Source organism: Candidatus Mycobacterium methanotrophicum (assembly GCF_023515995.1).
GTDB classification, from domain to species: domain Bacteria; phylum Actinomycetota; class Actinomycetes; order Mycobacteriales; family Mycobacteriaceae; genus Mycobacterium; species Mycobacterium methanotrophicum.
This window is the reverse complement of record NZ_CP097320.1, coordinates 3,764,117-3,784,808: the sequence shown is the minus strand read 5'-3', so window position 1 is coordinate 3,784,808 and position 20,692 is coordinate 3,764,117. Positions and strand designations below refer to the sequence as shown.

19 protein-coding genes and 4 pseudogenes are annotated in these 20,692 nt (G+C 65.7%); 14 read left to right on the top strand and 9 right to left on the bottom strand.

The genetic code is table 11. The features are described 5' to 3' along the window. The first annotated feature begins 109 nt into the window (after positions 1-109). The 4 genes and pseudogenes from M5I08_RS19760 (at position 110) to M5I08_RS19750 (ending at position 3,183) form a co-directional block, all read left to right on the top strand. Positions 110-1,051, top strand: coding sequence for a universal stress protein (locus M5I08_RS19760; RefSeq protein WP_219070839.1), 942 nt, complete (start codon positions 110-112; stop codon positions 1,049-1,051). Between the two features lie 357 nt (positions 1,052-1,408). Beyond that, positions 1,409-1,831, top strand: coding sequence for a DUF4277 domain-containing protein (locus M5I08_RS19755; RefSeq protein ID WP_219070841.1), 423 nt, complete (start codon positions 1,409-1,411; stop codon positions 1,829-1,831). A gap of 588 nt (positions 1,832-2,419) precedes the next feature. Then, a pseudogene (locus M5I08_RS27045) lies at positions 2,420-2,617 on the top strand (ISAs1-like element ISMul1 family transposase); the annotation flags it as partial. Positions 2,618-2,646: 29 nt separating this feature from the next. Further along, positions 2,647-3,183 carry an ISAs1 family transposase gene (locus tag M5I08_RS19750; RefSeq protein ID WP_249762921.1) on the top strand — a complete coding sequence of 179 codons (537 nt, stop codon included), beginning with the start codon at positions 2,647-2,649 and terminating at the stop codon, positions 3,181-3,183. Here M5I08_RS19750 and M5I08_RS19745 read toward each other — a convergent pair whose 3' ends face one another. The 3 genes from M5I08_RS19745 to M5I08_RS19735 are packed head-to-tail and all read right to left on the bottom strand — an operon-like array spanning position 3,184 to position 6,301. Continuing rightward, positions 3,184-4,173, bottom strand: a complete 990-nt coding sequence (locus tag M5I08_RS19745) for a tyrosine-type recombinase/integrase (RefSeq protein WP_219070835.1) — start codon at positions 4,171-4,173, stop codon at positions 3,184-3,186. After that, positions 4,170-5,102 carry a tyrosine-type recombinase/integrase gene (locus M5I08_RS19740; RefSeq protein ID WP_249762920.1) on the bottom strand — a complete coding sequence of 311 codons (933 nt, stop codon included), beginning with the start codon at positions 5,100-5,102 and terminating at the stop codon, positions 4,170-4,172. The genes M5I08_RS19745 and M5I08_RS19740 overlap by 4 nt, the downstream gene beginning before the upstream one ends. Next, positions 5,099-6,301 carry a site-specific integrase gene (locus M5I08_RS19735; protein WP_219070837.1) on the bottom strand — a complete coding sequence of 401 codons (1,203 nt, stop codon included), beginning with the start codon at positions 6,299-6,301 and terminating at the stop codon, positions 5,099-5,101. Before M5I08_RS19735 ends, M5I08_RS19740 begins: the two co-directional genes overlap by 4 nt. A gap of 213 nt (positions 6,302-6,514) precedes the next feature. Here M5I08_RS19735 and M5I08_RS19730 point away from each other — a divergent pair, with 213 nt between their 5' ends. Further along, positions 6,515-6,901 (top strand): ISAs1 family transposase, encoded by a 387-nt coding sequence (locus M5I08_RS19730; protein ID WP_370328660.1) that lies wholly within the window; start codon positions 6,515-6,517, stop codon positions 6,899-6,901. A 36-nt stretch (positions 6,902-6,937) separates the two neighbouring features. Here the strand turns inward: M5I08_RS19730 and M5I08_RS19725 are convergent, their stop codons facing one another. The 3 genes and pseudogenes from M5I08_RS19725 to M5I08_RS19715 all read right to left on the bottom strand — a co-directional run. Beyond that, positions 6,938-7,987: a tyrosine-type recombinase/integrase gene (locus M5I08_RS19725; RefSeq protein ID WP_219070888.1), complete on the bottom strand. Its 1,050-nt coding sequence runs from the start codon at positions 7,985-7,987 to the stop codon at positions 6,938-6,940. Positions 7,988-8,062: 75 nt separating this feature from the next. Next, entirely contained in the window at positions 8,063-9,310 is a 1,248-nt protein-coding gene (locus M5I08_RS19720; RefSeq protein ID WP_249762783.1) for an ISL3 family transposase, read from the bottom strand. A gap of 111 nt (positions 9,311-9,421) precedes the next feature. Continuing rightward, positions 9,422-10,666 (bottom strand): annotated as a pseudogene (locus M5I08_RS19715) (IS256 family transposase); the annotation flags it as partial. Positions 10,667-10,912: 246 nt separating this feature from the next. On the opposite strand from M5I08_RS19715, the gene M5I08_RS19710 reads away from it, so the two are divergent. The 7 genes and pseudogenes from M5I08_RS19710 (at position 10,913) to M5I08_RS19680 (ending at position 16,829) form a co-directional block, all read left to right on the top strand. Continuing rightward, positions 10,913-11,152 (top strand): transposase family protein, encoded by a 240-nt coding sequence (locus M5I08_RS19710; RefSeq protein ID WP_249762919.1) that lies wholly within the window; start codon positions 10,913-10,915, stop codon positions 11,150-11,152. Further along, positions 11,152-11,505 (top strand): annotated as a pseudogene (locus M5I08_RS19705) (ATP dependent DNA ligase); the annotation flags it as partial. The gene M5I08_RS19710 and the pseudogene M5I08_RS19705, both read left to right, overlap by 1 nt. 164 nt (positions 11,506-11,669) lie before the next feature. Next, the gene (locus M5I08_RS19700; protein WP_249762917.1) at positions 11,670-12,176 is read left to right on the top strand and encodes a site-specific integrase; all 507 of its coding nucleotides are present in this window, start codon (positions 11,670-11,672) and stop codon (positions 12,174-12,176) included. 4 nt (positions 12,177-12,180) lie between these two features. Next, positions 12,181-12,885, top strand: coding sequence for a tyrosine-type recombinase/integrase (locus tag M5I08_RS19695; protein WP_249762916.1), 705 nt, complete (start codon positions 12,181-12,183; stop codon positions 12,883-12,885). Beyond that, positions 12,882-14,399: a hypothetical protein gene (locus tag M5I08_RS19690; RefSeq protein ID WP_249762915.1), complete on the top strand. Its 1,518-nt coding sequence runs from the start codon at positions 12,882-12,884 to the stop codon at positions 14,397-14,399. The genes M5I08_RS19695 and M5I08_RS19690 overlap by 4 nt, the downstream gene beginning before the upstream one ends. A gap of 182 nt (positions 14,400-14,581) precedes the next feature. After that, positions 14,582-15,829: an ISL3 family transposase gene (locus M5I08_RS19685; RefSeq protein ID WP_249762783.1), complete on the top strand. Its 1,248-nt coding sequence runs from the start codon at positions 14,582-14,584 to the stop codon at positions 15,827-15,829. A 187-nt stretch (positions 15,830-16,016) separates the two neighbouring features. Next, positions 16,017-16,829, top strand: coding sequence for a universal stress protein (locus M5I08_RS19680; RefSeq protein ID WP_219070829.1), 813 nt, complete (start codon positions 16,017-16,019; stop codon positions 16,827-16,829). 161 nt (positions 16,830-16,990) lie between these two features. On the opposite strand, the gene M5I08_RS27040 is transcribed toward M5I08_RS19680, so the two are convergent. From M5I08_RS27040 to M5I08_RS27330, 3 genes and pseudogenes are all read right to left on the bottom strand, one after another. Next, complete coding sequence (locus M5I08_RS27040; protein WP_370328513.1) at positions 16,991-17,230, bottom strand: hypothetical protein; 240 nt, start codon at positions 17,228-17,230, stop codon at positions 16,991-16,993. 14 nt (positions 17,231-17,244) lie between these two features. Further along, entirely contained in the window at positions 17,245-17,469 is a 225-nt protein-coding gene (locus M5I08_RS27335; protein WP_440271464.1) for a P-loop nucleotide/nucleoside kinase family protein, read from the bottom strand. Between the two features lie 11 nt (positions 17,470-17,480). After that, positions 17,481-17,813 (bottom strand): annotated as a pseudogene (locus M5I08_RS27330) (hypothetical protein); the annotation flags it as partial. 209 nt (positions 17,814-18,022) lie between these two features. Between M5I08_RS27330 and M5I08_RS19670 the strand changes: the two are divergent. Continuing rightward, entirely contained in the window at positions 18,023-19,012 is a 990-nt protein-coding gene (locus tag M5I08_RS19670; protein WP_219070828.1) for an Acg family FMN-binding oxidoreductase, read from the top strand. Between the two features lie 374 nt (positions 19,013-19,386). After that, entirely contained in the window at positions 19,387-20,634 is a 1,248-nt protein-coding gene (locus M5I08_RS19665) for an ISL3 family transposase (RefSeq protein WP_249762783.1), read from the top strand. The last annotated feature ends 58 nt before the right edge of the window (positions 20,635-20,692 follow it).

The window sequence follows — 20,692 nt, the reverse complement described above, 5'->3', positions numbered from 1 at the left end:
ATTTAAGCTCCTGGGATGTCTGACCCGATGCCGACGGTTGCCTAACGTCAGCAGCGTCCGCGGAGCGGTCATGACTTGGTTCAGTTGTCGGCTCGAAAAGGAGACTCGGATGTCGCGGCAACCAACGCGGCTAGGGACTGTGGTCGGCGCCGATGGTTCACCCTCCTCGACCGTGGCGGTCGAATGGGCCGCACGAGATGCCGAGATGCGCAACGTGCCGCTCAGGTTGGTGCACGTCTTGGCGCCGGAGCTGGCCGCCCCCGAGGGGTGGGCAGAGATCCGGGGGCCTTCTGACTATTCAGCGTGGCGGGAAGACCAGGCGCGCCAGATCATCGAGGCGGCCCATAAGCTCGCTGCCGAGACCACCTCGCCAAGTCGCGCATCACAAATGGAGAGCGAGGTGCTCCACGGCCCGATAGTGCCCACCCTGGTTGACCTCTCCAAGCGGGCCGACATGGTCGTGGTGGGCTGCCGCGGCCAGGGCGCGGTAGCTCGTACGTTGCTGGGATCGGTCAGCTCCGGCCTGGTCCACCACGCACATTGCCCGATCGCCGTCATCCACGATGAGGACCCGCTTACGACGCGCTCGCCTCAGGCGCCTGTGGTGGTGGGCGTCGACGGTTCACCGACGTCGGAGTTGGCGACCGAGATCGCCTTCGATGAAGCCTCGCGCCGCGGCGTGGGTTTGGTGGCGCTGCACGCCTGGAGCGACATGGGCCCACTCGACTTCGGGCACCCCGGTCGGGCGCCGATCGAATGGGCAAATTTCGAAGTCCGTGAAGAAGAAGTTCTGGCCGAACGTCTGTCGGGATGGCAGGAACGGTACCCGGATGTCGTCGTGCACAAAGTCGTCGTGTGCGACCGACCGGCGTTTCGACTGCTCGAGCAGGCAAACACCGCCCAGCTTGTGGTGGTCGGCAGCCATGGCCGCGGTGGGTTCCCCGGCATGCTGCTGGGCTCGGTGAGCAGGGCAGTAGTGAACTCTGCTCAGATTCCGGTGATCGTCGCCCGAATGCCTCAGCAGCATGGCGGGGCGCCGGAATCGAAATAGAACAAGGAAGGGGAAACGCTGATGAGTTGTTGGTGCGGTCACGGTCCGTGGCACTACCACGGGTATCCCTATGGGCCCCCGGCGTATGCGCCGCCCCCGGCAGCTGAAGGGTACGGTCGCCGTCGGCGCTACCGGGCAAATGCCGAGGAATTATCGGACTATCTGCAGGAGCTCGAAACAGAAGTCGCGCGCATGCGCCGCGAACTCGATGAGCTACGTGGAACGGATACGACCTGAGAGCTGATTCCGACAGCCACGTGCCGCGCCGGATGACCACACGCGCGGGGCGAGGGGGCGGCAGGGGCAGGGTCGACCTACTGCACCTGCGCTAGCCCCGTAATTCGCACATGAGGTGCGGTGGGTCGGCTCGTCATCTGGATCCTATGGTCGCCGGTGCTGGGCATAGTCGATCGCGGCCAGCTCGGCGACGTGACATGCCAGCAGGCGACGGTGCGGGTTCGGTACGGTCCGGCCAGCACCGAGCAGGTGCTGGGGGCGTTGCCGGTGGCGGCCGGGTTGTGCCGACGGCTGGACATCGCGGGCATCATCGACCGGGCGGTTCCGGCGCGCGAGATCGCCCACGCCACACACGGGCAGGTGATCGAGGCGCTGATCGCCAACCGGCTGACCGCACCGTCGCCGATGATCCATGTCGGGGCCCTCGCCACACTACGGCTGCGAACCGCCACCACCGACGCCACACCAGAAATAGCGCAGCCTGACGCCCTCCAGCTACGCCTCCTCCACCTACTCGATATCGATCCACGGCGCACGCGCTAACCCGATCCAGGGCGCACGCGACGACACCGACCCACCGCACCCCCATGTGCGAGTTACGGGGCTAGCGCTAGCTGTTTCATCTGCGTTCCTTAGGAGTGAGCAACCCCGGGATCGGCGCAATATAGAGGCAGTGGCCCTGGTAATGAGCATCGCTAACCGGTCAATGAACACGGTGGAGGCCTTCCGGTCGCGGTTGCGCGGCGTGCCTGTTTCGGAGTCCCTGCCCGCGGAAATCGTGATCACCTCAGGACTGGTTGCCGTCTCTCCTACCTTGATCCCCGTGCTCTCAGTTCTGCTTCGCAAATCCCCCCGGCGACTGCTTCGTGAGTTGCACGCGTATTCCGCCGGCGTTTCGCCAGATGCGGCGTAGGCGGAAAACGAAGGCCTGGATCGGCGATCTCGATATTGTTTGGCGGCATCAGCGTGTCTCCCTCACGACCTCAGGGTCTCGGCAAAGTCGTGTTGTGGGGGTTTGAGCTGGGCTGATGCGGTGGTGTGACACGCGGGACTGGTGTGATTACGAGACGGGCACGGCTGGTCACGGGATGATCACAGTTCTCACACCAGTCACATCCCAGGAGTTCTGCCGTGCCCGCTGTGTCATCATCGCCCACGCTGTGCCTCGTTGACGATTCCGACCCGCTGGTGGGTGAGTTGGCCGACGTCCCGGCCGCACCCGGTGGTTTGCTGGAGTTGATTGCGCAGGTGCCCGATCCGCGCAAGCCGCGCGGGAAGCGCCACGGGCTGGCCGCCATCCTGGGGATCGCGCTGGCCGCCACGCTCACTGGCGCGCGGTCGTTCGTCGCGATCGCCGAATGGGCAGCCGATACTGCGCGCCGCTGCTGGCGGCGTTGGGCGTCACCGGCGCAGTGCCGTGTGAATCGACGATCCGGCGCTGTCTGCAGCGTCTGGCCGCTGACGACTTGGACGCGCTGATCGGCGGGTGGATGTGGTTGCACACCCACACTGCCGGTGGGCGCCGGGTGATCGCGTTTGACGGCAAGACCCTGCGCGGCGCCCGCGACGCGGCCGGTCGCCTCAAGCATCTGCTGGCGGGGCTGTGCCACACCACCGGAACCGTGCTCGCCCAACTCGCCGTCGACGGCAAGACCAACGAAATCCCCATGCTGCGCACACTTCTGGACGGCATCGACATCACCGGGGCGGTCATCACCGCCGACGCGCTGCACTGCCAGCACCAGACAGCCCAGGCCATCACCGCCCGAGGCGGTCACTACATCTTGACCGTCTTATGCCGTTGCTGGGACTATGCCGAGTCTGTGGGTGTTCGGGCGGAGAGTGGTTGTGGGGCGGCATGTCTGGGGTCGGTACCGGATCGAGCATCGGCATAGTTACAGGCCTTCGAGGAAGGCGAGGACGGTGTCGGAGGGCCGGTAGCGTCCCGGTGCGACGGTCGGTTGGGCGGTTATGGCGAGGGCTTTTTCCTTGATGGTCAGGTCAGCGTGCAGGTATGGGTTCGTTGATCGGACGTCGGCGTGACCAAGCCAGAGAGCGATCACGGAGGTGTCGACACCGGCTTGGAGCAGTGCGACGGCGCAGGTGTGCCTGAGGACGTGGGGGTGCAGGTGTCTGGCCTTCAGGGAGGGGCAGCTCTGGGCGGCCTTGTGGGCGTGCACCGCGATGCGCTGCTCGATCGCGTCCCTACTCAGGCGCCGCCCACTGCGGGTCGGGAATAGCGGATCGCCGGGCCTGCCGGCGAGCTCGGCGATCCAGTTCGCGAGTACCGCCTGGATGGTGGCGGTCAACGGAACGGCGCGTTGCTTGCGGCCTTTGCCTTCGCATCTCAGGTGCGCTCCGGGGCCCAACGTGATGTCGCCACAGTTCAGCCCGATCAGTTCGGAAACCCGCAGTCCAGTCTGGATGTCCAACGCCAGCCAGGCGTGGTCGCGGCGGCCTTCCCAGCGAGCGCGGTCCGGGGCGTCGATCAGGGCTGCCGCTTCATCGCCGGCCAGGAATGTGACGGTGCGCTTGTCGGCCCGTTTGGCCGGGATGGCCAGTACTCGTTGGATGACGGCGGCGTGCTCGGGGTGGCGGAACGCGGCGTAGCGGAACAGCGCCCGGATCGCGGTCAGCCGTAGGTTGCGGGTGCGTGCGCTGTTTCCCCGCCGGGTTTGCAGATGGTCCAGGAACGATGAGATCACCGGCTCGTCCAAGTCGGCCCAGTCCAGGGTGCACGGTTCCTTGCCGGTCTGTTCGTTCACGAAGCGCAGCAGCAGTTGCAGCGAGTCCCGGTAGGAGGCGACGGTTTGCGGGCTGACTTGTCGCTGCCGGGTGAGCCGCTCGATGAAGAACATCTCCAGCGTGGTGGCGACGGCGGTCATCGGCCCGCTGCCTTCGATGCGGCTTCTTCGAGCCGGACGGCGGCCTGGGCGAGAAGATCGGGAGTGGCGGTCAGATACCAGTAGGTGGAGACCGGATCGCGGTGCCCGAGGTAGGTCGACAGCCGGGGCAACAGCGCCTGGACATCGCGGCCTTGGCTATACCAGCCGGTCACGGTGCTGATCGCGAATCGGTGTCGGAGATCATGAATGTGTGGCGGGCTCGGTCGGCCGTGCGCGATGCCGGCGGCGTCGACTGCTTTGCGGAACGTTGCGCGGAAGTGGTTGTAGTCGACCGGGGTGCCGGCTAGCGACACGAAGAACCGGTCGATGTCGACGCTGCCCCGCCGATCGCGGCTGTCTGCGTAGCTGCGCAGCGCCGCGATGGTCGAAGGGGACACCGGCAGGTCCCGGCCCTTGCCGAATTTGCTGTCCCGGATCCGGATGACAGCCTCATCCCAGTCGATGTCGCCGCGGCCAAGGCGAATCGCCTCACCTACCCGCATGCCCGTGATCATCAGCAGCCTGATCATTGTTTCCAGGGTGTTCGCCCGGAACGGCGACCGTGTGCCGGCCCGCGCGCAGCGCACCAAGGCCTCGATATCGCAGTCGGTGAACAGGTACGGATTCCGGCGGCGGGCACGGTAGGCGACCAGGCCGGCTGGCGGGATCTCGGTGCGCGGCTCGGCTGCGCCCAGGTAGCGGGCGAAGCCGCGTACTGCCATCAGCCGGTGCTGCGCAACGACGGAGCCCGGGGCAAGTCGCGGATCAGACACGAACGCCAGCACGTCTGGCATCGTGATCACTTGCGTGCCGGCCGCGTCGAGCCTTGCGATGAACTGTCGTAAATACCGCTCGGCGCCGGCTAGCTTGTGCCCGAAGGCGCGCCGTAGCCGCAGATAGTCGTCCAAGGACGTTTCGAGGGCGCTCATCGTGCCGCCGCCGTCCATGCCGGTGCCAGCTCCCGTAGCGCCGTGTAGTCGACCTTCGCGTAGATCGCGGTCGTGGCTAGATCGACATGCCGTAACAGTTGGCCGATCTCGGGCAGGCGCACCCCGCGGTCAAGCAGGTTCGTTGCCAGTGCATGACGCAGTGCGTGCGCCCGCACCCCAGGCAGCCCGGCCTTGTCACACTGCCGCCACACCGTCTGGCTGACCGCTGCCGGACACAACGGCCGGTGCGGTGCGCGCACGGTCACGAATACGGCCCTGGTCTGCGCCGTGGGGCGGGCCGCGCGCAGATACTCCGCAACAGCGGCGCCGACGTCGACGGGCAGTGGGATGCGGTCGGTGCGCCGCGACTTGCCGCGCACCACCACCTCGCCGTCACGCCACCGCAGGTCGTCCAGGGTCAACCCGGCCACCTCGCAGGCCCTCAGCCCAAGGCGTGCCAGCAGGGTCAGCATTGCGAAATCCCGGGTCCCCGCCGCAGTGCTGCGATCACAGCTATCCAGCACTTCCTGAACCAGCCCGGCCGGCATCCGCGCAGGGACCGCCACACCCTTCCAGCCGGGCACCGGCGGGATCGCCTGTACCAGCGGCGCGTCGATCAGGCCGTTGACGTACAAGAACCGCAGCACCGAGCGCAACTCGGAAACGTTCGCACGCAGCGACCCGGTGGACAACCCCCGCGACACCACGCCGAGCAGGAAATCGGTCACCGACCGCGCCGTCAGCGATCCGATCCCCACATCCGCAGATCCGCACTGCTCGAGGAACCGCCGGGCCGTCCTCTCGTAGCGTTCCATCGTGCGCACGGCAAGACCACGCTGATCCACCATCCAGCCCCGATAAGCGGCCATCAGCCCGTCAAGTCTGTCCGGCTCGGCGACAGTGCCGGGCACTCCGGCGCCCCGCGAGCGCAGAAACCGCAGTAGCTGCTCGAACCTCCCGCGGCTCGGCGGCGTCTTCCGTGATGCCGCGAACTCAGCGACGAAGGCTGCCAGATGATCACCGTCGAGCCCACTCGGCGGCAGGCCTCGCGCGGTCATCCACCGGCTCAGCCGGCTCGCGTCGTTGATCTTCCACTCGATCGACGAGGGCGTATACCCCAACGATGCCAGCTCGACCCTGAACCCGAACTCGTATTCGGCCAGCACGCCCCGGATACGGCAACACGACACAGTTCCCATCTCGACCTCCTCGTTGCAGGCACCGTGCCCGCAACAATGAGCATCAACCGGGAACCGCAACTATGCCGATGCTCGATCCGGCACCGACCCCAGACATGCCGCCCCACAACCACTCTCCGCCCTGAACACCCACAGACTCGGCATAGTCCCAGCAACGGCATAACGCCGTCTATGCCGATATCGGCATAGACCGTCAAGGCCAACCAGCCCAGCCTGCACGCCCGCCTCAAATCCCTGCCCTGGAACCAGATCCCGGTGTGCGCCCGCAGCACCGAACGCCGCCACGGCCGCACGACCACCCGCACACTGAAGGCAGCCGAGATCAGCGCAGGGATCGGCTTCCACGGCGCCGCGCAAGTGCTCAAACTGATCCGCACAGTCACCGCCAAGACCGGCAAACGCTACACCGAGACCGTCTACGCGGTGACCTCCCTCTCGGTTACCGACACCACCCCCACCGACGTTGCTGGCTGGCTGCGCGGCCACTGGTCGATAGAGAACCGGCTGCACTGGGTCCGAGACGTCACCTACACCGAAGACCACTGCCAAATCCGCGCTGGCGCCGGCCCCCAAGTCATGGCCACTCTGCGAATTCTCTGAACTTGACCGTTGTGCTTGGTGATCCGTTTGTTCCAGTCAGGATTTCGTTGGTAGTGGGGGTATTCCGAGTTCAGTGTTCGTTGGGGTTCGCCGGGAGATCTGGGCGAGCTTGTCCTGCGCTGCGGCGAGGCTGACCTGTAGGCCTTCGACCTCGCCGAGCCAGCCTTCACGCTCGGCCTCGGCGATACGAGCGGTCAGGTTGTCGCGAATCTCGAGCAGTCGGTCCCGTTGGGCGGGGTCAGGCCAGAGCAATGCGCAACGGACACAAGCATGTTCATGAATACAGGGTGAGCCGAAGGCTCGTCCGCAGGTGCCGATAGAGACCTTGCGGCGTTCGAAGTGGCCGAGGAACTCGGCCCATTCTTCGTCGGTGGGTACGCGATATTCCTCTGAGGGGCGCAGTGCGCGGCGACGGGCGAGGAACGCCAGGTGGGCCTGGATAGCTTCGTCAGGGTAGACGGCCTTGTAACCAAGAGTGACGTTGATGTCGCGATGCCCGGCGATGATCTGCGCGATGTGCGGCGGTAAGCCGCTCATGATGGTGTCGGTGATGAAGATCCGGCGAAAGTCGTGCGGCGTGAAGCGCAGCGGGCCGCCTTCGCGGTCGGTGAGGCCGGTGCGGGCCAGAGCGGCGTTGAGGATGTTGCGTACCGCGCCGTCAGACATTCTGCGTTGCTCGCCGCCGAACCGGCGTTGGAACAGCCACGGCATGGGCGGATGCCACACGCATTCGCGTCGGTCGTAGGCGGGCACGAGCGGGATCGCGGCGGCGTCACCGCGGACGCGGCTGATGACGGCCGACAACACGTCCGCCGACTCTGGGGAGACGACCAGCAGTCTTTCCTCGTCGGTCTTGGACGGGGCGATCTGTAGCAGCGGCACCAGTTCACCAGTGGTGGGCAGTCGGTACTGCACCATGCTGTGGTGGCTGATCTCCAGCAGTTCCTCGACGCGTATTCCGGTGGTGCGCAACACTTCCACCACGGCCCAGGCCCAGAAGGCGAGATCTTCTTCGGTGGTCATGTCGCGTCGTTTGCCGGTGGTGGGATCCTCAGCCCAGATCCGGTCGCCGGTCGTGCGTGTCACGCTTGATCGGGTGTTGCGCGACGCTGAAAATGACGACCAACGGACGGATCTCCTGACGTTTCCGTGGGTCGGGTTTCATGCTGCTCGGCCGGGTAGTGCGGGGCACAGGCCGCCGCGGGTGAGCATGGCCATGCCGATCAGCGCCTCAGGGCTGTGAAACCCGTACGCACGCTTGGTCAAGGCCCGCAGGTGGGTATTGGTGGCTTCCGAGCGGGCATTCGACAGTTGGTGGTCGAGGGTGTTGCCGATGAGCTCCTTGTGACGGCGGACGGTGCGGGCTACGGCGACGAACTCCGGGATGCGCGAGTGCGACGCCCAGGACAGCCAACCGGCCAGCAGACGACGGCCGTCGCGCCCTTTGACCCGGAAGACTTCGCGGAGTTGCTCTTTGAGCAAATACGCCCGATACAGCGTGGCGTTGGTAGCCGTGATTGCGGCCAGGCTGGTGCGTTGCTCACCGGTCAAGTCGGCCGGGTTCTTGCGCACCGCCCACATCGCATGCCGGTCGCGGACGCCGGCGCGGGCCATGGTACGCACCCGCACCTTGTCGAGGGCCTTGAGCGCCCAGGCCACGACATGAAACGGATCCAGGCAGATCACCGCGGCCGGGGCCCGGTCCCGCAGCACGGCGTGAATCCATTCCGCCCCATCACAGCTGACGTGAGTCAACGCCGCGGCACGTTCGGCGCCGAGCTGGTCGAAGAACCGGCCCAGGGTGTCTTTGTTGCGGCCTTCGGCGGCCCACACCAACCTGCCTGTCGTGTGGTCGATCACGCACGTCAAGTAGCGGTGGCCTTTGCGGTAGGCGATCTCGTCGATGCCGATGCGGGTCAGTCCGACGAGCAGGTCGTTGGTGTCGCGGCCATCGGCGACCACCCGGCCCACGATCGCGGCGATGGTGCGCCAGGCCACCCGCAAAAACACCGCGACCACACTGATGGCGGCATGCGCGCTCAGCCACGCGGCTGTGTCCTCAAACGCCCAGGTGTGGCGGGCGCCGGGCCGCGCCCAGGGCACATGCGCCACCACCACTCCATGCTCGGGGCAGGCTACCCGCGGTGCGGCGGCCTGCAGATAGGCCTTCGTCGTCCCCAGATCCAGGCTGCGCCAGCGCCTGATCGCGTCCCCGCCGTCATAGCCCGGACAGCGTTTCTGGCACCGCGAGCACCGGCTGGCCTGGTTTGCCTTGGGCCGCACCGCAAACACCAGCGCTTCGCTGGTCACCGGCCGCTTGCCGCGCGAAGTCTCGGTCTCGATCATCACGTCGTCGATGACCATGTCCTGGCCACCGAGGACCGTCGCGAATACCCTGGATTTGCGCAACGCCGTACACCCCTTCCGTCTTGAACCCGATTGCAGTCCAAAACGTAAGCAGGACACGGCGTTGCGCCCCAAAACCCCTGGTCACGAACCCACGACTATGGCAGAAGAGCCACCCTTGGGATCCAGTGACCGGGTCACCAGGTAGAGCGCCTTGAGTGCCGCCTGCTCGTTTGGGAAGTGTCCACGTGCTCGCACCGCCCGTCGGTAGCGCGCGTTGAGGCTCTCAATTGCGTTGGTAGAGCACAACACTCGACGGATCTCGACGTCGTAGTCCAGGAAAGGGATGAACTCGTCCCACGCGTTGTCCCACAGCCGCTTGATCGCCGGGTAGGGCTTGCCCCACTTCTCGGCGAACTCCTCGTAACGCATCCGGGCCTCGGTCGCGTTGGCCGCGGTGTAGATCGGCTTGAGGTCGACGCTGATCTTGTCCCAGTACTTGCGCGAGGCGTACCGGAAGGTGTTGCGGATCAGGTGAATGATGCAGGTCTGCACCGTGGCCAGCGGGAACGCCGCAGACACGCTGTCGGGCAACCCTTTTAGCCCGTCGCAGACCAAAAAGAAGATGTCCTTGACACCGCGATTCTTCAGGTCGGTCAGCACCGCCAGCCAAAACTTGGCTGACTCCCCGTCGCCGTCGCCGGCCCACATCCCCAGGATGTCCTTGTTGCCGTCGAGGTCCACACCGATCGCGGCGTAGACCGGCCGGTTGCGGACCTGGCCGTCGCGGATCTTGACCATGATCGCATCGATGAACACCGCGGCGTACACCTTCTCCAGCGGCCGTGACCACCACGTCTGCATCTCCTCGATCACCCGGTCGGTGATCCGTGAGACGGTGTCCTTGGACACCGAGGCCCCGTAAACGTCGGCGAAGTGAGCCGAAATCTCGCCTGTGGTAAGGCCTTTGGCGTACAGCGACAGCACCACCCGATCCACGTCGGAGACCCGACGTTTACCCTTGCCGACCACTACCGGCTCGAAGGTCCCGTTGCGGTCGCGGGGCACCTCGATCTCGACTTGCCCGCACGCATCGGTGATCACCTTCTTGGTGCGAGAGCCGTTGCGCGAGTTGCCACTTCCGCGGCCGGCCGCGGCGTGCTTGTCGTAACCGAGATGCTCGGTCATCTCCTCTTCGAGTGCCGCTTCCAGCACCGTCTTGGTCAGCGCTTTGAGCAGCCCCGCCGGACCGGTCAGCGCGACCCCCTCGGCGCGCGCCTGGCGTACCAGATCGCCCACCAGCACCCGCTCGGCCCCGGACAGCTCACGGGCCGCAACGGCCGCCTCATCCACGTTCTCGCCAGCCTGGGCCGGCGACTCCTTCACCTGGGCATCCACGCCCTTGAGTGTGTTCGTCATCACAGCGATTCCTTCTGCCCCACGCCGGGGCGGTCAGAACCACTTACATTCGGCTAGCGCCGCTATGTGCTGCTGTCGATGCGACACATCCCCGCCGCACTGGTAATTCGGCTCTTCAATTTTGACCGGGCAGTTGTGATGTCGCTCTCATGGGGCGTGTCGCTGCATGCCGAGGCCCTGGGAGGCCCTTGGCCTTCCGAAGTCTGAAGTTTGCGGATTTCAGGCGGAAGGAAGGAACCAAGGGCCGTGTGTGACGGTACGACATTGTTGTTTGGGCTGCCAGGTGTCGAGGTTGAGCGTGTCGAGCGGCTCGCCGACGGGACGCGGGTGGTGCATGTGGTGACTGCCGAGCAGACGGCGGCGGCATGCCCGGGATGTGGGGTGGTGTCCACCTCGGTGAAGGAGCGGGTGTCCACCTCGCCGCGCGACATCCCCTACGGCGAAGACCGAATCATCGTGCGCTGGAACAAGACCCGGTGGCGCTGAAGGGCAGCCGAGTCGGGCTGGGCGCGCTGTTGGTCGACTACTACGAGGGGTCCGACCTCGTCTACGCCGGCAAGGTGGGAACCGGCTTCGATACCGCCACGCGGCGAAGCCTGCACGAGCGACTGTCGGCCATCGAACGGGACACGTCGCCGTTCACCCGTGGACCAGTCCGCCAAGTCGGTATTCATTGGGTACGTCCGAAGCTGGTCGCCCAGGTCGGCTTTACCGAGCGGACGCGCGACGGCAAGCTGCGCCACCCGCGTTACACTGGCCTGCGCACCGACAAAAACCCCGAGCAGGTCGTGAGCAGGGCCTCGGCAAAGTCGCGTTTCATGAGGTCAGGAGTAGTTTGATGGCCCTTTGAGGGTGTCGGGCGTTGTGGCGCAGGGATTTTGCGATGTTTTCATGGTCGTCGAGCCGGAGCAGGCTGATCGCGATGTTTCCTGTTGACTGAACTACGACACGCGTTTGCCCAGCGTGACGGGCGATTGGCGGTTTGTTTGTTAGTGTCCGGCTCGTGGGTGAAGGTGACGAGGGTGTTCGTGATCTGGCCGCGTTGACGGTGCCGTTGACGGGCTCGTTGCAGGACACCGGGGATCCGTGGCTGCCGTACCGTCTGGTCGATCCGGCCGGGGAGCCGGTGGAGGCGGTGTCGGCGTATTTTCGTGATTTGCAGGCGGCTGGCCGGTCGGCGGCAACGATGCGTTCCTATGGTCTGGATCTGTTGCGCTGGTTTCGGTTCCTGTGGGTGATCGAGATTGCGTGGGATCAGGCCACCCGGGTAGAAGCACGTGACTTCTGCCGCTGGATGTTGGTGGCGGGCAAGCCTTCTCGTCCGCATTGGCGGAGACCGCACGAGATACCTGATCGTGCTGGGGTAGTGGCGTATGCGCCGTCAGTGCGTGCGCACGCTGAAACGGTGTTGCGTAGCTTCTACGGCTTTCACCTCGAAGCGGGCAGCGGGCCGTGTCAATCCGTTCCCGCTGGCTCGGTCGCGTACCGGTCGGGCGCATCCGCACCATAATCCGATGGAGCCGTACCACAACGAGCGGACAGGGTTGTATCGGCCGCGGGTGCCGTCTCGGGTTCCGCGCAGCGTGCCGGATGCGGAGTTCAACGAGATCTTTGCCCGGCTACCTTCGCATCGGGATCGGGCGTTGGTCGCGTTTTACGTGTCGACTGGTGCTCGGGCCTCGGAATTGTTGTCGGTGAACCAAGGTGGTGTCGACCCGGGGCGGCAGCTGATCACAGTGATTCGCAAGGGAACTGGCGAGATTCAGCAGTTGCCGGCATCGCCGGACGCGTTCGTGTGGTTGCGGCTTTACCAGGTGGAGATGGGCGCGATGATCCCGAAGGGGAAACGGCAGCCGTTGTGGTGGACTGCGCGAATGCCGTTGCGGCCGTTGACTTATCACGCGGTGCATCGCATGTTTGAGCGGGTCAACGATCGGGCTGGTACCACGGCGACGCTGCACTCGTTGCGGCATACCGCGGCCTACCGGATGGCCGAGGACCCGAAGCTTCCGTTGACCGATGTGCAGCTGGTTCTTGGCCACTCCCAGTTGACGACAACGCAAATCTATTTGACGCCTCGCCAGGAGGATGTGGTGCGCCGGGTGCTGGCCCATCACGACGAACAGACCAGGCATGCCTCCGCACGCAGCAAACCAACCCCGGCGCCGGGATACCGGCCCGAGTCACTGGAGGTGTTGTTTGGAGGCCAGCTCAGATGACGGTTGAGCTTGTCGAACCCACGCTGGGTGAGCCGATCTGCGCTGTAGCGCCAGACGAACCGGCGGGTGACACCCGGTTTGCCGCGCGTGTGCCGGCCGTGGTGTGGCCGGCGACCACCGCCAGCCGACACGAAGTCACAACACGGCTGAGTCGCCCGCCGTTTGTGCTCGACAGCGCGGGCAGTCAAGAACATCGGGTGCGGGGGCTGGGGTTGCTGCTGGACTGGTTAAGCGACTACCCGGGGCATAGTTGGCAGCAGCGGTGGATGGCCAGCGGCGCCGATGCCGCCGCGGCGCACTGGCGAGCAGTTCCCGCCAAGTGGCTGCGCCGGCGTGGGGACTTCAATTCGGGCCGCCAACGCGCACTGTGTGCGGCGGTTGTGGTGGCGATCGCCGCCGACGTTTTTCGTCCATCACTAGACTGGCTTGTCGGGGCGGGGATACGTTCGCTGGCCACCGCGCACGATTTGATGGAAACCCGCGACCCCGACGGGTTTACTCGGCTGCGCAAGCTTTGTGACAGCGATCGGCTCGTCTCGGCGCGGGGGCGTGATTACACCCTGCGCCGCGCTGCTTTGATCCTGGCCGCCCAGGGCGGCACGGTGGGCGAGATCACCATCGGCGACGTGCTGGAACTGCTGGCCACCGAGGCCCGCATCTACCGCCAACCCAGAACCCACGGCGCCGACTTCTATCGGATGATGCGCGGAATCGGGGTATTCGACGCATCCGCCCCGCACCGGCTGGGTGAGCTGCGCCGCGCTGGGCAGCGCACGCCGGCCGAACTGATCGACCGCTACCAACTCGCCTGCCGGCCGGTTCGTGACTTGCTGGTCGATTATCTGAAGGAACGCCAGCCGGGGATGGACTACAGCAGCCTGCGCAAACTAGCCACCTACCTGGGCAACACGTTCTGGAAGAACATCGAGACTCATCATCCCGGCATCGACAGCCTGCACCTGACCGCCGACGTCGCCGAGGCGTGGAAGAAGCGGCTACGCACCATGTCCCAGACCGCCGGCACCGCCGAGGACAAGCACACCGTCACCGTCGAACGCATCAGCTACCGACAGTGTCTGACCCCGGTGCGGGCCTTCTACTTGGACTTGGCCCAGTGGGCAATCGAGGAGCCCGGCCGCTGGGCTAGGTGGGTTGCGCCTTGCCCAGTCAAAGACGAGGAGATCAATCAACGCAAGCTGACGCGGCACCGTAAGGCACGCATGGATGCCCGCACCCGTGAACGACTGCCGGTACTTGCCGAGCTAGGCCGCAGCCTTGTCGAACGGCGCAACGCAACACAAGCCTTGCTGCGCGCGGCGCAACAAACTCAACCCGGCCAGAACTTCGCCGCCGCCGGGCAGACCCTGACCCGATTGTTGGGCGTCAGTCCGAATGCACACGGATTGGTCATTGAAGGCGATCATGTCCATTCCTCGATACGTGCCGCTTCCTGCCGCCGGGAGGAGGGAGTCAAGGTGGAGTCCCCGCAGCGTAGCGAGGAGAACCGACCTTGACGCCCGACGAATGGTGGCGATGATCGGCAGCGAGGAATGGCCTTGAAGGTGGTCGCCTTGAGTGTCCGAAAGGCTCTTCTGCCATAGTCGTGGGTTCGTGACCAGGGGTTTTGGGGCGCAACGCCGTGTCCTGCTTACGTTTTGGACTGCAATCGGGTTCAAGACGGAAGGGGTGTACGGCGTTGCGCAAATCCAGGGTATTCGCGACGGTCCTCGGTGGCCAGGACATGGTCATCGACGACGTGATGATCGAGACCGAGACTTCGCGCGGCAAGCGGCCGGTGACCAGCGAAGCGCTGGTGTTTGCGGTGCGGCCCAAGGCAAACCAGGCCAGCCGGTGCTCGCGGTGCCAGAAACGCTGTCCGGGCTATGACGGCGGGGACGCGATCAGGCGCTGGCGCAGCCTGGATCTGGGGACGACGAAGGCCTATCTGCAGGCCGCCGCACCGCGGGTAGCCTGCCCCGAGCATGGAGTGGTGGTGGCGCATGTGCCCTGGGCGCGGCCCGGCGCCCGCCACACCTGGGCGTTTGAGGACACAGCCGCGTGGCTGAGCGCGCATGCCGCCATCAGTGTGGTCGCGGTGTTTTTGCGGGTGGCCTGGCGCACCATCGCCGCGATCGTGGGCCGGGTGGTCGCCGATGGCCGCGACACCAACGACCTGCTCGTCGGACTGACCCGCATCGGCATCGACGAGATCGCCTACCGCAAAGGCCACCGCTACTTGACGTGCGTGATCGACCACACGACAGGCAGGTTGGTGTGGGCCGCCGAAGGCCGCAACAAAGACACCCTGGGCCGGTTCTTCGACCAGCTCGGCGCCGAACGTGCCGCGGCGTTGACTCACGTCAGCTGTGATGGGGCGGAATGGATTCACGCCGTGCTGCGGGACCGGGCCCCGGCCGCGGTGATCTGCCTGGATCCGTTTCATGTCGTGGCCTGGGCGCTCAAGGCCCTCGACAAGGTGCGGGTGCGTACCATGGCCCGCGCCGGCGTCCGCGACCGGCATGCGATGTGGGCGGTGCGCAAGAACCCGGCCGACTTGACCGGTGAGCAACGCACCAGCCTGGCCGCAATCACGGCTACCAACGCCACGCTGTATCGGGCGTATTTGCTCAAAGAGCAACTCCGCGAAGTCTTCCGGGTCAAAGGGCGCGACGGCCGTCGTCTGCTGGCCGGTTGGCTGTCCTGGGCGTCGCACTCGCGCATCCCGGAGTTCGTCGCCGTAGCCCGCACCGTCCGCCGTCACAAGGAGCTCATCGGCAACACCCTCGACCACCAACTGTCGAATGCCCGCTCGGAAGCCACCAATACCCACCTGCGGGCCTTGACCAAGCGTGCGTACGGGTTTCACAGCCCTGAGGCGCTGATCGGCATGGCCATGCTCACCCGCGGCGGCCTGTGCCCCGCACTACCCGGCCGAGCAGCATGAAACCCGACCCACGGAAACGTCAGGAGATCCTTGCATCATCTGGGCCTCGCACGTGGTGCCAGTAGGGACCAATGCCAGCCAAATCGGGGCCGAACAGCCCCTGCGAAAACGCAGCGACACCGATTAACTTGTGCCGGTGAACGCCGAGGGTATCTCATCCTCGGTCCAGCCGTGCCGGGAGGACGCGATGAACCAATCGCAGCCGAAATCGATCGTGGTGGGCATCGACGGTTCAGACGCTGCGATCAACGCGGCCAAATGGGCGGTACCCGAGGCCGTCAGCCGCGACGTTCCCCTGCGCTTGCTCTATGTCACCCGCAGCGAGCGCCCAGCGTCACCCGCGGCGGGCCTTGACCTCGATATGGAATACGCGGAAACCGCGCTGCGCACTGCAGCCGCCGCTGTGCATGCCATGGGCAAGCCGGTCAAGGTCGAAACCGCTATTGCCCACGGGTCGCCCGAAAATGCCCTAATCGGCGAATCGCGTGGCGCGGCAATGATTTGCGTGGGATCTGTGGGGATCGGACATCTCGCCCAGATCGTGCTCGGCTCGACCGCCGCTGCGCTCGCCCGGAAAGCGCACTGCCCGGTGGCGATCATCCGGCCCGCTCACCAGTTGTCAGGTTCTTTCTGGATCGCGGTGGTCGTGAACGATTCACCCGACAATGACGCGGTGCTCGCAGAGGGTTTCCGAGAGGCACGGCTGCGCGATGCGCCGATATTGGCGCTGGGAGTCTGGCGGTGGGGTGTCGGTGAAATTCCTTACAGCCGACTGCATCGCCGTCTGGGCCGCTGGGTCGATCGGTATCCTGAGGTGCACGTCCGGCCGGCTGCCGCACGAGCCGGTGCTGCCGAATTCCTCACTCGCGCCGACGAACCCGTTCAGCTGACCGTGGTGGGCAGCGCCCAGGCAGGCGAGGTGGCCCGGATCGTGGGTCCGGTCGGCGACTCGTTGCTCCACCGGTGCCCCGCGTGTTCGGTGCTGGTGGTCCGCAGCTAACTGCGACGCTCGAGGTATCACACGGGCCTAGCTTGGATAATCTTGGTTTGCATCTTGCTAATTCCCCTTCGGAATGCCATGTGAACTCAAAGCGGCTTCGGTGGATCGGTGGTCTAACGCAACCTCGTGCCACAGCTTTTCGGCCTGGCCGGTGCAGTCCTTCAGCGCTTGGCTGGTGTCGATGGGTGCGCGGTGTCCCATGCGTCGTCGCGGATCGCTAACTCCCTCGCGATCTGTGGCGTCGCGTCCGAGCCGCCGGGCGGCCTGCCCTGCACCCGATCCACCGCCGCGTCCACCGACGTCCAGCAAACGATTTCGAGCAATGTCGATGCGGTCTGGGCGGCCAACTCGTGGGCCAGACGGCGCTGACGGGAATCTCGCCAGGTGCCGTCCAGGATCACCGGTCGCCCGCCGGTCAGGGATGAGCGTGCGCGCCGGATGAGTCGTGATAGACGGCAGTGACCTGGTCCGGCCGATACAGGCCGGCGTCGAGAACGCCGGCCTCGCCGACTATCGCGCCGCGCTGTTGCAGCTCTCGCCGCACGTCGTCGGTAGAGATGACTTCGGCGCCAACCCGATCGGCGAGCGAATGGGCGAGGGTGGTCTTGCCGGTCCCGGGTGCGCCGCCAATGAGGGCCAACCGAACCGCCCCAGTGTGGCCAGCCGGCGCGAGTCTGGGTAGCGGCGCATGACGATAACGGGCTCGGCGGGACCGCCGGTGGGGTCGCTCAAGTGCGCGACGCCCAGATAGCTTTCGGGCGCCAGCCGGCTGTTGGCCACGACCTCCCGGGTGCACGCCCGCTCACGGCGGTCGACGGTGCTGAAATCCAAGAAATCGGTCTTAACCGGTTTCTTCGCTTTGTGCGCTTTGTCGCCGACGAGCACGACGAGACCCGTGTGTGTTTCGTGTACCTCGGCGTACGGGCTCGTCGGCTCTTCGGACACGTCAGCGGCCTGACCGGTGGTCGTAGAGTCCTGTGCCATAACTCGATCGTGTGTCGGGGCGGGCACCGGGCGTAGCGTCCGAGGACCACGGTCGGTGCGGTGAAGGTCACTGCCTGCCAGAGCCAAAGGTCCCTGGCACATGAGCCGGCCCTAAGTGGACCGATGACAGCGCCACCGGGATCAACGATCCTACTGGCCTACGGCGCTCTCGGTAGGGTCGTTCGCATACCGGAAGCGGAGGAAGTGCCATGCTCAAAACGACGCCGGACATCGAGGTTATTAAGAAGGCGCTGCTGCTGGCGTGCCGCGCGCCCTCGATACACAACAGCCAGCCGTGGCACTGGGTGTCCGAGGGCGGCGTGCTGAACCTGTTCGTCGATCGGCGCCGGCGGGTGCACAGTGCCGATCGCTCCGGCCGGGAAGTGATCATCAGTTGTGGGGCTGTGCTGGATCACCTTCGCATCGCCATGGTGGCGGCCGGTTGGCAGGCGAACATCGACCGGTTCCCCAACCCGAACAATCAAGATCATTTGGCGTCGATGGAATTCAGCCCTCTCGGATTCGTCACCGACGCTCAGCGCAAGCGTGCGGAGGCGATTCTGCAACGGCGAACCGATCGGCTTCCACTGGGTCGTCCGACGTATTGGGAGTCGTTCGAACCGGTGCTGCGCAGCAGCGTCGACGAGAGCGTCGCGATGCTCGATGTGCTCCCCGATGAGGTGCGACCGCAACTGGCCGAAGCCTCGCAGCTAACCGAGGCGCTGCGCGGCGGCGACGCTTCATACCACGCTGAACTAGAATGGTGGACGTCGCCTTTCGCATTATCCGAGGGGATGCCCCCAGACACGCTGGCATCCGCCTCAGAACGGCAACGGGTCGATGTCGCGCGCGATTTCCCCGCCCGCGGCCATGCCGAGCGTCGTGTCGAGGTCGGGATGGATTGGTCGATGATCCTTGTGCTGTCCACCGCCGAGGACACCCGGACGGACGTGTTGGGCGCGGGCGAGGCCCTGTCCACCGTGCTGCTGGAATGCACGATGGCCGGCATGGCGACCTGCACGCTGACCCATCTGATCGAGTTGGACGAAAGCCGCGACATCGTGCGCAAGCTCATCGGCGGGCGCGGGGAGCCACAAGTGTTGATTCGTGTCGGCATAGCGCCACCCATCGAAGAGCTACCGGCCGCGACGCCGAGGCTGCCGCTCGATGCTGTGCTGGAAATCCGCTCGCCGCGCTGACCCCCGCACTGATCATGAGGCGACGGTCATGACGGCGCCGGTGACGATCGATCCGCGCTACTACGACGCGGTGGTCTTCGACCTCGACAGTGTCGTGATCGACACGGCCCGCATCGAGGCGGCGGCCTGGACGCAACTGTTCGACGACTACCTGGCGTGTCGGCGTGCTCGTGAAGGCGAAGACTACTCACCCTTCACCGGCGACGATTACCGCCGCTTTGTCGGTGGAAAACCGCGCTGCGATGCGATAACCGACTTCCTGAGGCTCTTCTGCCATAGTCGTGGGTTCGTGACCAGGGGTTTTGGGGCGCAACGCCGTGTCCTGCTTACGTTTTGGACTGCAATCGGGTTCAAGACGGAAGGGGTGTACGGCGTTGCGCAAATCCAGGGTATTCGCGACGGTCCTCGGTGGCCAGGACATGGTCATCGACGACGTGATGATCGAGACCGAGACTTCGCGCGGCAAGCGGCCGGTGACCAGCGAAGCGCTGGTGTTTGCGGTGCGGCCCAAGGCAAACCAGGCCAGCCGGTGCTCGCGGTGCCAGAAACGCTGTCCGGGCTATGACGGCGGGGACGCGATCAGGCGCTGGCGCAGCCTGGATCTGGGGACGACGAAGGCCTATCTGCAGGCCGCCGCACCGCGGGTAGCCTGCCCCGAGCATGGAGTGGTGGTGGCGCATGTGCCCTGGGCGCGGCCCGGCGCCCGCCACACCTGGGCGTTTGAGGACACAGCCGCGTGGCTGAGCGCGCATGCCGCCATCAGTGTGGTCGCGGTGTTTTTGCGGGTGGCCTGGCGCACCATCGCCGCGATCGTGGGCCGGGTGGTCGCCGATGGCCGCGACACCAACGACCTGCTCGTCGGACTGACCCGCATCGGCATCGACGAGATCGCCTACCGCAAAGGCCACCGCTACTTGACGTGCGTGATCGACCACACGACAGGCAGGTTGGTGTGGGCCGCCGAAGGCCGCAACAAAGACACCCTGGGCCGGTTCTTCGACCAGCTCGGCGCCGAACGTGCCGCGGCGTTGACTCACGTCAGCTGTGATGGGGCGGAATGGATTCACGCCGTGCTGCGGGACCGGGCCCCGGCCGCGGTGATCTGCCTGGATCCGTTTCATGTCGTGGCCTGGGCGCTCAAGGCCCTCGACAAGGTGCGGGTGCGTACCATGGCCCGCGCCGGCGTCCGCGACCGGCATGCGATGTGGGCGGTGCGCAAGAACCCGGCCGACTTGACCGGTGAGCAACGCACCAGCCTGGCCGCAATCACGGCTACCAACGCCACGCTGTATCGGGCGTATTTGCTCAAAGAGCAACTCCGCGAAGTCTTCCGGGTCAAAGGGCGCGACGGCCGTCGTCTGCTGGCCGGTTGGCTGTCCTGGGCGTCGCACTCGCGCATCCCGGAGTTCGTCGCCGTAGCCCGCACCGTCCGCCGTCACAAGGAGCTCATCGGCAACACCCTCGACCACCAACTGTCGAATGCCCGCTCGGAAGCCACCAATACCCACCTGCGGGCCTTGACCAAGCGTGCGTACGGGTTTCACAGCCCTGAGGCGCTGATCGGCATGGCCATGCTCACCCGCGGCGGCCTGTGCCCCGCACTACCCGGCCGAGCAGCATGAAACCCGACCCACGGAAACGTCAGGAGATCCCTTCCTGAGATCACGGGGTATCTCGCTA